Origin of the sequence: Aeromonas sp. 75A, from assembly GCF_051919425.1 — a bacterium.
Taxonomy (GTDB): domain Bacteria; phylum Pseudomonadota; class Gammaproteobacteria; order Enterobacterales; family Aeromonadaceae; genus Aeromonas; species Aeromonas veronii.
On sequence record NZ_JBQBES010000002.1, the window covers coordinates 552,126 to 565,227 of the forward strand.

At 57.5% G+C, this 13,102-nt stretch carries 13 protein-coding genes; 7 read left to right on the plus strand and 6 right to left on the minus strand.

Translation table 11 applies throughout. From position 1 onward, the window contains the following. Positions 1 to 326: 326 nt before the first annotated feature. The 5 genes from ACTG2T_RS02420 to ACTG2T_RS02440 form a co-directional block, all read right to left on the minus strand. Entirely contained in the window at positions 327 to 1,355 is a 1,029-nt protein-coding gene (locus ACTG2T_RS02420; protein ID WP_227273341.1) for a ParA family protein, read from the minus strand. A gap of 61 nt (positions 1,356 to 1,416) precedes the next feature. Continuing rightward, positions 1,417 to 1,950 carry a recombinase family protein gene (locus ACTG2T_RS02425; RefSeq protein ID WP_227273340.1) on the minus strand — a complete coding sequence of 178 codons (534 nt, stop codon included), beginning with the start codon at positions 1,948 to 1,950 and terminating at the stop codon, positions 1,417 to 1,419. Between the two features lie 112 nt (positions 1,951 to 2,062). Continuing rightward, entirely contained in the window at positions 2,063 to 2,200 is a 138-nt protein-coding gene (locus tag ACTG2T_RS02430; protein WP_219263743.1) for a hypothetical protein, read from the minus strand. A 378-nt stretch (positions 2,201 to 2,578) separates the two neighbouring features. After that, positions 2,579 to 3,538, minus strand: coding sequence for a hypothetical protein (locus tag ACTG2T_RS02435; RefSeq protein ID WP_302097621.1), 960 nt, complete (start codon positions 3,536 to 3,538; stop codon positions 2,579 to 2,581). Beyond that, positions 3,535 to 5,238 carry a recombinase family protein gene (locus ACTG2T_RS02440; protein WP_330124958.1) on the minus strand — a complete coding sequence of 568 codons (1,704 nt, stop codon included), beginning with the start codon at positions 5,236 to 5,238 and terminating at the stop codon, positions 3,535 to 3,537. The genes ACTG2T_RS02435 and ACTG2T_RS02440 overlap by 4 nt, the downstream gene beginning before the upstream one ends. A gap of 240 nt (positions 5,239 to 5,478) precedes the next feature. Between ACTG2T_RS02440 and ACTG2T_RS02445 the strand changes: the two genes are divergently transcribed. From ACTG2T_RS02445 to ACTG2T_RS02475, 7 genes are all read left to right on the plus strand, one after another. Then, positions 5,479 to 5,853 (plus strand): ArsC family reductase, encoded by a 375-nt coding sequence (locus tag ACTG2T_RS02445; RefSeq protein ID WP_252656443.1) that lies wholly within the window; start codon positions 5,479 to 5,481, stop codon positions 5,851 to 5,853. 19 nt (positions 5,854 to 5,872) lie between these two features. Further along, complete coding sequence (dapE, locus tag ACTG2T_RS02450; protein WP_330124959.1) at positions 5,873 to 7,000, plus strand: succinyl-diaminopimelate desuccinylase; 1,128 nt, start codon at positions 5,873 to 5,875, stop codon at positions 6,998 to 7,000. Next, positions 6,997 to 7,686 (plus strand): M15 family metallopeptidase, encoded by a 690-nt coding sequence (locus ACTG2T_RS02455; protein ID WP_330124960.1) that lies wholly within the window; start codon positions 6,997 to 6,999, stop codon positions 7,684 to 7,686. Before dapE ends, ACTG2T_RS02455 begins: the two co-directional genes overlap by 4 nt. Further along, complete coding sequence (locus tag ACTG2T_RS02460) at positions 7,683 to 7,829, plus strand: hypothetical protein (protein ID WP_005337933.1); 147 nt, start codon at positions 7,683 to 7,685, stop codon at positions 7,827 to 7,829. Before ACTG2T_RS02455 ends, ACTG2T_RS02460 begins: the two co-directional genes overlap by 4 nt. 279 nt (positions 7,830 to 8,108) lie before the next feature. Further along, the gene (locus ACTG2T_RS02465; protein ID WP_043818568.1) at positions 8,109 to 9,836 is read left to right on the plus strand and encodes a potassium/proton antiporter; all 1,728 of its coding nucleotides are present in this window, start codon (positions 8,109 to 8,111) and stop codon (positions 9,834 to 9,836) included. Between the two features lie 43 nt (positions 9,837 to 9,879). Further along, entirely contained in the window at positions 9,880 to 10,983 is a 1,104-nt protein-coding gene (locus ACTG2T_RS02470) for a beta-N-acetylglucosaminidase domain-containing protein (RefSeq protein ID WP_330124961.1), read from the plus strand. A gap of 32 nt (positions 10,984 to 11,015) precedes the next feature. After that, a complete protein-coding gene (locus ACTG2T_RS02475) occupies positions 11,016 to 12,224 on the plus strand; it encodes a cation:proton antiporter (RefSeq protein ID WP_330124962.1) in 1,209 nt (402 codons plus the stop codon). Between the two features lie 73 nt (positions 12,225 to 12,297). Here ACTG2T_RS02475 and ACTG2T_RS02480 read toward each other — a convergent pair whose 3' ends face one another. Beyond that, a complete protein-coding gene (locus tag ACTG2T_RS02480; protein ID WP_330124963.1) occupies positions 12,298 to 12,930 on the minus strand; it encodes a LysE family translocator in 633 nt (210 codons plus the stop codon). Positions 12,931 to 13,102: the final 172 nt, after the last annotated feature.

Below are 13,102 nucleotides of genomic sequence, written 5' to 3' on the forward strand. Positions count from 1 at the left end.
CCGCAATCACCATCCCATCGGGCATACCCACCGCACTGCTTCTGATCTTGATCTCAAAATCGCCGTTCAGGTGTGACCAGTCCCGGTAAAACCCGCGAGCCGGACCATCGGCGTTGCCATGCGATCGCCACAATGCCAGAATCGGGCCCTTGCACTGTGTTGATTCGGATTTTCGGGACGCGGCCCACGGCCAGCGCCCACAAGAGAAGGACTCCCCATGGCCATCACCCTCTATGGCATCAAGAACTGCGAGCTGTTTTTTATAAATATGCCGTAAAAAAAAGGCCTAAACATAATCTGTTCAGGCCTTTTCAGACTGCTTAGGTTTAGGCACAACTAGCGATGAGATTAGTGGCCATATGTTGGTAAGCAGCCCGTAGATCACGTATCTGATCAAGTTGGTTTTGAGCCCAATTACCACGATCCCGCAGAGTAGAAACCGGACGGTGTTGATCAAGAGCTGCTATCGGGGCACTTAACCAAATGGAATTTTGAATCAGAGTGTTCATGTCTTCAATCTGACCAAGTTGTCCATTGGCTGGCAGTGTTGGCGAACATGCAACTTTTGGATTAGCAATAAGATTGGTGTCTATAGAGTCCTGCACTCTATCGTGATGCACCCTATCCGCCCGAATCAAATCGCCGCTACGAGTATCGAATCCATTAAAAACCCAACCCGCAAACTTGCATTGTCCTAAATTGTCAAAGCCAGTGAACTGCGGGTTAGCTGCTTTGAAAGCCGCCAAACCTTGCTGCCATTGGTTCAAGAACATTGGAAGCATCTGTCCTATTAAACTGATGCAATAGGCACTGTAAGTATCAGATGTGCACGGTACTATCACATAGGATGATGAATACAGTGCAGCTCTTACCAAAGCACCAAATGACGGCGGAAGGTCAACCAGCACATAGTCAAACTCTGCACCGATTTGATCTTCGGCAGCCTTTACCATGTGGGTCAAGGCTACGTATTTTGCTAACCCAGTCCCTGTCAGTAAATCCGCACCGACATTTAAGCTTTCTGAAAAGATGTTCAGCCAGAAGTCGCCAGCAATGAGGTGAACATTGGGTGAAGTATGTGGGCCTTGATGCAGGAATACTTGCTGCCCACCAGTACCTTGTAGCAGCAATTGCAGAAAAGCCCTCACAGTTTGGCCGTAAGGATGTTGAGCATTCGGTAGTGTGTTTGCAAAACCCTGCTCACCCATGATGGCAATGGAGAGATTGCACTGAGGATCGAAGTCGATAACCAGAACCCTGTTCCCCATGCGGCCAAGTGTATCGGCCAAATACCAAGTGGTGGTTGTTTTTCCTACACCACCTTTGTTATTGAAAACTGAAACAATTTTTGTCACTAGAATCTCCAAAGGGATTATTACGGCCCCTATTTTTATGAATGAATCTGTGAGTCAGCACCTAGAGCATCCTATAAACACTGGATGTACTGATCCCCAGACGCTTTGCTACAACAGTTTTGGGAAGCCCTTGTGATAAGAGGTATTGCACCTCATCCCGCTTCTCCATCGCTGTCGGCTTGCGGCCTTTGTAGACCCCTTTGGCCTTCGCCAAGGCGATCCCTTCCGCCTGACGCTCTAGCATGATTTCCCGCTCGAACGTGGCGATGGCCCCGATCATGGTCAGCATCAGCTTACCCGTTGGTGTAGCCGTATCGATGCCCAGATTCTGGATTTGCAATGTTACCCCTTTGGCGTGTAGCTGGTCTGTGATCTCCAGCAAGTGACGGGTGTTTCGAGCGAGTCGATCCAGCTTGGTCACTTTGAGCACGTCCCCTGAGCGGGCAAATTCGAGCATTGCCTGTAGTTGTGGCCTATCCGTCTTGTTACCGCTTACCTTCTCGTTAAAGACTTTTTCGCACCCCGCCAGAGCTGTCAGTTGCTGCTCCAGCGATTGCCCCGTGGTCGAGACACGGGCATACCCGATGATTGCCATGATGGCCTCCCAATAGGCTCAAGACCCAGCAAGAAAAACGTGTCAAAACTCATATTCCAACCCGTGTGGCAGGGGTTGCCGAGGGGCTTCCGGTCTGTCACACGGGCATGGTCTATTGAGCGTCCGGCTCCTTTGGCGGGGTCGGCGGTGTCTGCATCGAGTTGACGGCCTCCTTGATGAGGACGCCTAAGGCTGCCAGCAGTGCCGCCTCCAACGCTTTCAGTAACGGGTTTCCTTGCTGCTCATTCATACGCCTGCTCCTTGCTGGATGGCTCCCGACAAGGGGCCAGATGTGATGTATTCCATGGGATTCTCCTATGGTGTTGCTCTCATCTGTCTTATACCGGCGTGGAGTCTGAATGTTGCCTGCTCGTTTTCCTTGTGCTGGTGGGGTTCGGGATTGTTTTTTCAGGGCCGCCAACGGGGCGGGTTCGTTGCTATCTTCTTGATTTGTCTCCTTCGGGTGGCTGGTAAGCTCCCCCCTCGGTGCAGTAAATAGATAAGAGTCTGAGTAACTAAACGGGTATATATATCGGGCTGGAACAGCTGGAACACCAGACACATGCCGCCAAAAAGCCCATGAACACGCTGCTGGATGTGTCGATGAGACTCAAATCGACCAGACACATCACCCCGAAATGTGTCGATTGGCAGTCACTCGCGGCGGGGTCAGACGGTAATACGACAACTTGTCGCTATGCCCATCTATCAATCGCCAATCGAGCCGAGCAGCAATCTTCTTCAAATCGCGTTTGGGCTGAGAGGCGTAACGCAGATATCCGGTAGGATCGCAGGTATAAGCACTCTGTGCAGACTTCAACGTGATATAGATATGCCCCTCCTCCTGTCGCCATTTCATCACTTCCAGCAGCCCTTGCAGGTACTCCTCCACGCTTAGGATGCGTCCCTGAGTCCGGCAAATGGTAGCCCACAGCTCTTGCTCCTCATGGCGAATCCTGAGCGGTCTGATGCCCGTCTGCTGCTTGATGTAGGCATCACGCTGCTGGTCTGCTTGGCTGTTCGCTGGCTCCAGATGATAGGCTTCGTCAAACTCCAGCAAGTACGCCTCCTGCCGGATCGGTTTGTCAAAATACTTTCCGTCTGGGTCGAACCACTGCAAATCGACTCGGAAATCTATTCGGTAAGGGCCGCAAGAGAACTGCGGGATCACCTCAATTCGCAAACCCGGCTGCTGTTCTTCAAAATAAGCAAGCAGCGAAACTAGGTACTCTGTGTAAAATGCTGCCTCATAGCGGCTCTGACCTTCCTCTCGTGGTAATGATTGTCCGGTCAACCGCTCGATCTCCGCTATCAACGCTGCGTTCAGGTGAGAGCTGGGGCCATAGGTCAACACAGCCAAGGCTTGCAAGGGAGTCCACGTCCCCAATCCATTATCCGGTTCAGGAACCTCCGGCAGGTCGAGCCCCTGCACCTGCCGGATGTTGTTGATAGCCCGCCTGACGTACTGACTGTACCGACCATTGAAGCCAGGTATCTGTGACAGCAATGATCTTGGGTCGATGCTCCCCTGTGAGTGGTGCCCAACAAAGATGCCTACCACGTCCAACTCCCCTTGTAATGCCTTCACTTTGACTCTTGTAAACTCAAGTCCTCAAACTCATCATCCAGACCGCTGGACACATCTTTCCGGTGGAGATCATATTCCTCGAGCTCGCCCTTCACCCACGCAGCATCAATGTAGGGATCTTCCGAGATTGTCCTTAACAACTCCTCCCCGCTGAGATCTCTAACGCTACTGCCTGTTAGCTTGGGCTTAAAAGCCTGCTCAAGTACGATTGAGCCATCAATGTCCTTAAACACAGCAGCCAGATCAAAACCGTCATAGTGAAGCCTGATTTCTTGTAGAACAGCCTTCAGTTGAGCATTGAATTGTTGTCGCTGCTCTGTGCTTTTCAAGTCCTCAGGTTGAATCAACCGACCCAGCGTTTTTTGTGATAGCTCTCTATCCATGATTTCGCTTTCAAGCTGAGCTATGTGCTCTTCTAACGCTTGGCAATTCGCTTTATGTGATAGAAATATCTCACGAAAATCAGCGTCATCATCGTTGTCCACCATGGATTCGGCTGCCTTTTTTCTCTTCTTGATCCCAATTTCAAGCTGCATTTGAAGCTCAGCCAATTCCTCTTTGAGTGCTACTGTCTTGGCATCCTCAGGCCGTCTTTGTTTCATGACTTCTGATAACAAGCTAGCCGCTTGTAACAACTGAAGTTCAATCTTCTCATGGAGCAGGTTAGGTAACTTGCATCCTGCAACCTGACGCATAGGGCAAATGAGGTAATTTCGGGGGCTTCCTGCTTTTCCCTTGTTGTTGAAACGAAGAGGCTCTCCACACTGGCAGCGAAGCACACCGCTGAAAAGGTTGTTAAACCGTCCTTTACGGTAGGAACCACTATGGTTGTTTCTTTGGCTGATAATGTGGTGCACATCCTTGAATAAAGACCTGCTCACTATCGCGGGGTAATAGCCGACTATTGGTTCCCCATCAGGGATCCGCTCACCCTTCTCGATGATATGCGGCTGGAATTCGCCGATAACCGCTCGACTCTTGATGACAGCCTGAATCCCAGCCGGACGCCAGTCAGTCACCTTACCGAAGGTCTTGTATCCCTTACTCCTGAAAGCCTTGGCGATTTGCTCATAACCACAACCTGATTTAGCCATCTCAAACATTTCATTCACAATCGCAGCTCGTTCGGCTATAGGAACGATTTGGCCCTCCTCCCATTGCAACCATGAAGGCAAACGGGAGTTTTTCATCACCTTATTGTTTTCTCTGGCCTGCTTGCGTCCATTCTCCCAAGCTTTGCGACTACGATCACTTTTTACTTCTGACTCATTGTTCGCTCGAACCATGAACATGATAGAAAGCAACAGGTTTTGCGTCTCAACCTGCCCTTTGCGATACACAGCCTTGTCGTCAAGCGTAACGACAACGACACCTGCATTGATAAGGCCAAGGAACTGGCCTAGAGCCTCCTCCACCGCCTGCCGACTCAGGCGATCCACTGATTCCACCAGTAGGTAAGACCCCTGCTCAATAGCCCCGCTTTTCACTGCCTCCAAGAAGCGGCCTAACGCACCTTCTGTCATGTTAGCGCCACGGTATGCACTGATCCCATGGTCGTCAATCGTCTCCTCCACCAGCGTTAGATTGTGCTCTGCACAGTACTCTTTGGCCTTTGCAAGCTGACGACGATAGCTATCTCCTTGGGCTTGTTTAGGGGTACTGAACCGAATGTAAGAGTACGCCTTCGGGGGATGGCTCATGACAAATCCTCTGGTTTTACCTGCCCACAAGGCGGGTAAACAAGGTGGAAAACTAAGGTAAGAAGAGGCTATCACCAATGCGGCGCTTTCATCAATAATCATCAAAGTTATTTTTGACCACGAAATTGATGACCACCATAATGAGCTACCCCGGCAGATGACCGACCTCCCGCAGCTACGTTTCCCTGCATGGTGATCGCCTGTATGCTACTGCCCATCAAACGGAACACGGTGAACCCCATGGAAAACAAGAGCGAATGTAAAGTCGTACTCTACGGCATTTCCCCCAAGAACTGCGACACCATCAAGAAAGCCCGCAAGTGGCTGGATGAGGCCGGTATCGACTACCGCTTTCACGACCACCGCACCGACGGCCTGAATCCGGACGATCTGGACAGCTGGCTGGCAAAACTCGGCTGGGAAGCCTTGCTCAACAGCCGCGGCACCACCTTCCGCGCCCTGCCGGATGAGGCCAAACAGGGGCTCGACACTACCAAGGCGCGCGCCCTGCTGCTGGAACATCCGGCCATGATCAAGCGCCCGCTGCTCGACCGTGACGGCGAACTGACCCTGGGTTTCAAGGCTGATCACTACCAATCCCTCTTCTCCCGTTAAGGACAACTAAGGACAACTGATGTCGGATGTCATCGCACTGGCCAAGGATCTGATCCGCCGCCCCTCCGTTACCCCCCTCGATGAAGGGTGCCAGACCCTGATGGCGGAGCGCCTCGCCAAGCTCGGGTTTGTCATCGAGCCCATGGTGTTTGAAGACACCACCAACCTCTGGGCCCGTCGTGGCAGCGAGGGGCCGCTGTTCTGCTTCGCCGGTCACACCGACGTGGTGCCCGCCGGGCCGCAGGACAAATGGCACACCCCGCCGTTCGAGCCGACCATCAAGGATGGCGTGCTCTATGGCCGCGGCGCCGCCGACATGAAGGGCTCGCTGGCTGCCATGGTGGTGGCGGTCGAGCGCTTCGTGGCCGAGCATCCGGATCACACCGGGTCCATCGCCTTTCTCATCACCTCCGATGAGGAGGGGCCCTTTATCAATGGCACCACCCGGGTGATCGACACCCTGGAGGCCCGCAACGAGAAGATCCGCTGGTGCATCGTCGGCGAGCCCTCCTCTACCGCCGTGGTAGGGGATGTGGTGAAGAACGGCCGACGCGGCTCCATCACCGGCGATCTGTTGGTGCGCGGAGTGCAGGGCCATGTGGCCTATCCCCATCTGGCGGACAACCCCATTCACAAAGCCGCGCCAGCGCTGGCGGAACTCGCCGCCACTGTGTGGGATGAGGGCAACGCCTACTTCCCCCCCACCAGCTTCCAGATCGCCAACATCTCGGCCGGCACCGGCGCCTCCAACGTCATTCCGGGCGAGCTGCACGTCCAGTTCAACTTCCGCTTCAGCACCGAACTGACCGACATGGATATCCGCGAGCGAGTCGAAGCGCTGCTGGATAAACATGGCCTCGATTATCAGCTGAACTGGACCCTCTCCGGCCAGCCATTCCTCACCGACACCGGCGCGCTGCTCGATGCCGCCGTGGCGGCCATCGAGGCGGTGAACGGTCAGCGACCGGCCCTGCTCACCACCGGCGGCACCTCCGACGGGCGCTTTATCGCCCCCACTGGCGCCGAGGTGATTGAGCTTGGCCCCGTCAACGCCACTATTCACAAGGTGAACGAGTGCGTGAAGGCGGACGATCTGGATCTGCTGGCGGACATGTATCAAGGGGTGCTCGAGAGATTGCTGGCATGACGCAGGAACAACTACTGGGGCTCGACGAGAGCCACCTTATTCTGGTGGGGCGCGGCCCCCATCGTCTGACTGCCGCCACCGCGGCGGCCTTCAACGACATGCAGGTGGCGGCCGCCTATGAGGGGTTCAACCTGCAGGCGGCCTCCAGCTGGCGGGGCTTCGAGCGCCAGCTCGCCATCTGGAATGGCAAGTGGCGCGGCGAACGGCCACTGCTCGATGCCAACAGCCAGCCCATCGATGCCCTGCAACTAAGCGAGGTGGAGCGGCTGCACGCCATTTTGCGCTGGAGTGCCCTGCCCGGCACCAGTCGTCACCACTGGGGGACCGATCTCGACATCTACGACCCGGACTGTTTGCCTGCCGATACCAAACTGGCACTGGAGCCCTGGGAGTATGAAGCCGGGGGCTGGTTTGCAGATCTCAGCGAGTGGCTCAGCGACCATATGAGCGACTTCGGCTTCTTCCTCCCTTATGCCAAGCCGGTCGGGGCACAGAGCGGGGTCGCCTACGAGCCCTGGCATATCAGCTTCTCGCTGGAGTCCGATGAGCAGCGGCTCGATCCCGCGGCACTGGCGCTTTGTCTGCAACAGGCGGATATTGAAGGCAAGTCGACCATATTGGCCAACCTTGATGAAATTTTGGCCCGTTATGTCACCACCTGTCCTGACGAAAGGAAAATCCCATGAATCTCTGGCTGTGGATAGGGTTGCCGCTGCTGTTCCTGCTCGGGTTGTTTCTCAATGCCATCAAAGACATGAAACGGCTGGAGAAGCAGTTGCCCAACTACAAGGACAAGATCCGCGAAGTGAAGGATGACGAGGACGACTGAATCCCGCCCCATCCCGTGGGGAGCGCCCTTGTGCTCCCCTCTCCCTCTGCTGTGCCGTTTCACTTTTCCCCGCCATCTCCTCCCTGCGCATCCTGAAATCGACGCTCCTTTGACTCCGCTTTCGTTAACCCCGTCACTGTCAGAATATGGCGCGGCCATGCTGAAAAAAGGGATGAAAAATGTAAGAAAGTGCAAATTGATGCACAAATAAGCCACACAAGGGGGGCCTAACTGCATATAATGTGCCTACTTTGCACATTACCAGGAAGGAGTTCGCCCTTGGATGCCGCTACCATCAACAGTTTCTTTTTTGTCGCTGCCCTGTTGGTGGGAGCCAGCGTACTGTTGAGCGCCCTCTCTTCCCGCCTCGGTATTCCCATTCTGGTTATCTTCCTCGCCGTCGGCATGCTGGCCGGTGAGGATGGCCCAGGTGGTATCCACTTCGCTGACTACTCCATCGCCTATCTGGTGGGCAACCTGGCGCTTGCCATCATCCTGCTCGACGGCGGCATGCGCACCCGGGTCTCCTCGTTCCGGGTGGCGCTCTGGCCTGCCTTGTCGCTCGCTACAGTCGGGGTGGCTATCACCACCGGCCTGACGGGGCTCGCCGCCGCCTGGCTGTTTGACCTCAACCTGATGCAGGGGATGCTGATCGGCGCCATCGTCGGCTCCACAGATGCGGCGGCAGTCTTCTCCCTGCTCGGCGGACGCAGTCTGAACGAGCGGGTGAGCGCCACCCTGGAGATAGAGTCAGGCAGCAACGACCCCATGGCGGTGTTTCTTACCGTCACCCTGATCGAGGTGCTCGCCACAGCCCAGCAAGGGCTGGATGGGGGCTTCCTGCTGCTGCAACTGGTCAAGCAGTTTGGACTTGGTGCCGGGATTGGCCTTGGCGGCGGCTGGTTGCTGTGGCGCCTCATCAACACCGCCCGTCTGGCGCCGGGGCTCTATCCACTGCTCACCGTCAGCGGCGGCCTGCTGATCTTCGCCCTCACCACGGCGGTCGGTGGCAGCGGCATTCTCGCCATCTATCTCACTGGTCTCTTGCTCGGCAACCTCGCCCTGCGCAGTCGCAGCACCACATTGTCGGTGCTGGACGGTCTGACCTGGCTCAGCCAAATCGGCATGTTTCTGGTGCTGGGGCTGCTTGCCTCCCCCCACAAGCTGCTGCCCATCGCCCTGCCCGCGCTGGCGCTGGCGATGTGGATGATCCTGTTTGCCCGCCCGGTGTCGGTCTGGATCGGGCTGCTGCCGTTCAAGAACTTCGCCCCCCGCGAGCGCTGGTTTATCTCCTGGGTTGGCCTGCGCGGCGCCGTGCCCATCATTCTGGCGGTGTTCCCCATGATGGCGGGGCTGCCCAACGCCCAGCTCTACTTCAACGTCGCCTTCTTCGTGGTGCTGGTCTCGCTGATTTTGCAGGGCAGCTCGCTACCGCTGGCATCAAAACTGGCGCGGGTGGAGGTACCTGCACCACCGTCCCCCATCAACCGCTCCGGACTCGAGATCGATCTCGACAGCCAGTGGGAGACCTTCGTCTACCAGCTGGGGGAGGAGAAGTGGTGCATCGGCTCGCCACTGCGGGATCTGCAGATGCCTGCCGGCACCCGGATCTGCGCCCTGTTTCGCGGCCGCGAGCTGCTCCACCCCTCGGGCAGTACCTGCCTGCAGGCCGATGACATCCTCTGTGTGATCGGTCACGAACGCGACCTCCCTGCCCTCGGCCAGCTCTTTAGCCAAGCGCCGGAGCAGGATCTCGGCCCCCGCTTCTTCGGTGACTTCCTGCTGGAAGCAGCCGCGCGGCTGGTGGATCTCGCCCCTCTCTACGGGCTGGATGTGAGCGAGGTGGCGGATCAGACACTGGGCGATTTTATTGCCAGCCAGTTGGGCGATAATCTGGTGGTCGGTGACAACATCGAATGGCAGGGCCTGATCTGGACCGTGGCCGAAATGGACGAGAGCGTGCCGAGCAAGATCGGGGTGCGCTTTCAGGAAGAGGACCCGGTCTGACCGACCGTCCCGTATCAAGTCCCCAGCAAGAAGGGAGAGAGTTATGCCATATCAAAGTTTGCTGTCCGGCCCCCTGCCCCCCGCTGCCAATCTGGGGGTCATTGAAGGCTTTTTTGGCAAGGGATGGAGCTGGCAGGCCCGCGCCCGCTACGCCCAGTGGCTGCCACGCCACGGTTACGGCTTCTATATCTACGCCCCGAAAGAGGACGGCTATCTGCGCAAGCACTGGGCCCTCCCCTGGCCCGAGCAGCAGCTGGCCGATCTCTCCGAGCTGGCGCGCCAGTGCCGCGCCAACGGACTCGCCTTCGGGGTGGGCTTGAGCCCCATGGGGGCGCATCACGACTACGAGCGGCAGCGTCCAGCGCTGCTTGAAAAAGTGCGCCTCATCGACGAGATGCTGCAGCCTGACATTCTGGCTGTGCTGTTTGACGACATGAAGGGGGATACCCCGGATCTGGCCCGTCACCAGCTCACCATCGCCCACGACATCGCGGCCCACAGCAAGGCGACCCGCCTCATCTTCTGCCCCAGCTACTACTCGACCGATCCGGTGCTAGAGAAGGTGTTTGGCGCCATGCCTCCCCGCTATCTGGAGGAGCTTGGCGAGCAGCTCGATCGCCGTTTCGAGATCTTCTGGACCGGCCCCAAGGTCTGCTCCAGCGAATATCCGGCCAGCCACCTCAAACAGGTGACCGAACTGCTCGGCCGCAAGCCGTTTCTGTGGGACAACTACCCGGTCAACGATGGCAGCAAGGCGAGCAGCTACCTGCACCTGCGCGCCTTCGAGAATCGCCCTGCCGAGCTGGCGGATCTGCTCGCCGGCCATGCGGTCAACCCGATGAAGCAGGCGGCGCTCTCCGCCCTGTCCCTCGCTACCCTGCCAATGAGCTACCGGCTCGGCAAACAATACGACCCCGACAAGGCGCTGCATGCCGCCCTCAACGCCACCTGCGGCCCGCAGATCTCGGCGATGATCGAGGCCGACCTGCCGCTGTTTCAGGATCTGGGGCTGGCACAGCTCACCTCCGAGCAGATTGCCGCCCTCAAGGCGCGCTACCTGCCGTTTCGCGACCAATCCTGCGTTGACGAAATCGTGCGCTGGCTGGACGGGGAGTATGTGTTCGACCCCGACTGCCTGACCGATTAAACCACCCCCTGCGGGGGCAGAAAGGAGGTTGTATGGATGCACACCTGCTTTACCAGAATCTGGCGGTGATCGCCGCCTTCTTGCTGGTCTACAGCCTGATCGCGGGGCGCTTTGAATCAAAACTGGTCAACGGCCCCCTGCTCTTTCTGCTGACCGGCTGGCTACTGGGACCCGGTGGGCTGGAGCTGCTCTCCCTCTCTATCGACAGCGCCGGCATCAAGCTGCTGGCCGAGCTGACTCTGGTGATTGTGCTGTTCAACGATGCCGCCAACACCAACTGGCAGGTATTGCTGGCCAACCGCCAACTCCCCATCCGGCTTTTGCTGATTGGCCTGCCCCTCACCCTGCTCTGTGGCGCCCTGTTTGGCCACTGGATCTTCCCCGACCTGCCACTGCTGGAGATGGCTATCCTCTCCACCATTCTTGCCCCCACCGATGCGGCGCTCGGCAAGGCGGTGGTAAGCAACCCCGCGGTGCCTGCACCTGTGCGTGAAGGGCTCAATCAGGAGAGCGGCCTCAACGACGGCATCTGCGTGCCGGTACTGCTTCTACTGCTGGCCCTTATCGCCCCCACAGAGCAGCACGCAGGCACCGCCACCCTAGCTATCACCCTGATGCTGGAGGAGATCGGCATTGGCCTGCTGGTCGCCTTTGTGCTGACCAGCCTCACCATCCGGCTGTTGAAAATCTCCTATCTCAACGGCTGGCAACTGCCGCTCTGGCGCCAGCTCACCATGCCGGGGCTGGCCCTGCTCTGCTTTGCGCTGGCCCAGACTCTGGGGGGCAGTGGCTTTATCGCCGCCTTTGTCGGCGGCCTCTTTATCGGCCACCGGCTCGGCGAGCACAAGCACGCCTATATGGACAGCTGCGAAGGCTACGGCGACCTGCTCTCCGTGGTGATCTGGATGGTGTTTGGTGCCACCCTGATGCCCATTCTGCCGGAGCTGTTGCACTGGCAATACTGGCTCTATGCCATTGCCAGCCTCACCCTGCTGCGGATGGTGCCGGTTTGGCTGAGCCTCATCGGTACCGGCCTCAAGCCGGAGCTCAAGCTCTTTATCGGCTGGTTCGGCCCGCGGGGCCTTGCCAGTATCGTCTTTGCGGTGATGGTGCTGCAAAACGAGCCCTCCCTGATTGGCCAACGCCCCATCATCGCCACCGTGCTCTGCACCATCATCCTGAGCGTCATCCTGCATGGCCTCTCCGCCAACCCCTGGGTCGAGCGCTTCAAACCGCGCTGAGCCACCCGACGCCCATTAAAAATGCCACCGACCGGTGGCATTTTTCTTGTCTGGTGCGGGTCACTGACAGCGCTTAACCAAGCGCCAGCCAGACCCCCACTCCCAGCATCAGGGTACCGGCAATGCGGTTCATCAGGGTGACGTTGCCGTTCTTGGCGAGGAAGTGGCGCAGGGTGCGGCCGCCGCTGGCGTAGAGCAGCAGGCAGGAGAACTCGATGATCAAAATCAGCGCCACCAGCGCGGTGATCTGCGGCGCCATCGGTCGGCTGGCCGAGATAAAGGGGGGCAGCAGGGAGATCATGAAGGCCCACCCCTTGGGGTTGGCGATGGCGGTGACAAAGCCCTGCAGCGCCAGCCCCATGGCACTAGTCTGTTGACCGGCCGAGAGATCCGCCGGAATGGCCATCTTCCCCTTGGCCTGCCACATCTGGATGCCAAGCCACACCAGATAGGCGCCCCCCACATATTTGAAGGCGGCGAAGATGGCCGGATAGTTGAGCATGATGGCTGCCACCCCGATCACCGAGAGCACCGAGACCAGCCCGACACCGATCAGCTCCCCCCACATCATGTGCAGGGTGCGGCGCACCCCCAGGCTCATCCCCAGCGTCATCGACAGGGTCATGCACATGCCGGGGGTCACCGAGACAAAGAAAAAGGTCGGGATAAACAGAGCCAGAATGGCCGGATCGATCCAGCTGGACACAACACACCTCCATATGACGAGAGCGGGAAATCACGAAAACGGGACAGGATTGACACAACCCAGCCAGTTGTACCACATATTCAGGGGATAAAGCGCTCAATCATGCCTAAATGGCTCCTTTCTCACAAGAAAAAACCTTTTCTTCAGCACATTTCAGCAATAAAAGCCTGTG

Bases quoted from the DNA above. Each gene is read 5' to 3' on its own strand.
- ACTG2T_RS02470 (WP_330124961.1), top strand. From the start codon at position 9,880: ATGCCATATCAAAGTTTGCTGTCCGGCCCCCTGCCCCCCGCTGCCAAT.
- ACTG2T_RS02425 (WP_227273340.1), bottom strand. From the start codon at position 1,950: ATGGCAATCATCGGGTATGCCCGTGTCTCGACCACGGGGCAATCGCTG.
- ACTG2T_RS02440 (WP_330124958.1), bottom strand. From the start codon at position 5,238: ATGAGCCATCCCCCGAAGGCGTACTCTTACATTCGGTTCAGTACCCCT.
- dapE (WP_330124959.1), top strand. From the start codon at position 5,873: ATGTCGGATGTCATCGCACTGGCCAAGGATCTGATCCGCCGCCCCTCC.
- ACTG2T_RS02455 (WP_330124960.1), top strand. From the start codon at position 6,997: ATGACGCAGGAACAACTACTGGGGCTCGACGAGAGCCACCTTATTCTG.
- ACTG2T_RS02475 (WP_330124962.1), top strand. From the start codon at position 11,016: ATGGATGCACACCTGCTTTACCAGAATCTGGCGGTGATCGCCGCCTTC.
- ACTG2T_RS02430 (WP_219263743.1), bottom strand. From the start codon at position 2,200: ATGAATGAGCAGCAAGGAAACCCGTTACTGAAAGCGTTGGAGGCGGCA.
- ACTG2T_RS02460 (WP_005337933.1), top strand. From the start codon at position 7,683: ATGAATCTCTGGCTGTGGATAGGGTTGCCGCTGCTGTTCCTGCTCGGG.
- ACTG2T_RS02445 (WP_252656443.1), top strand. From the start codon at position 5,479: ATGGAAAACAAGAGCGAATGTAAAGTCGTACTCTACGGCATTTCCCCC.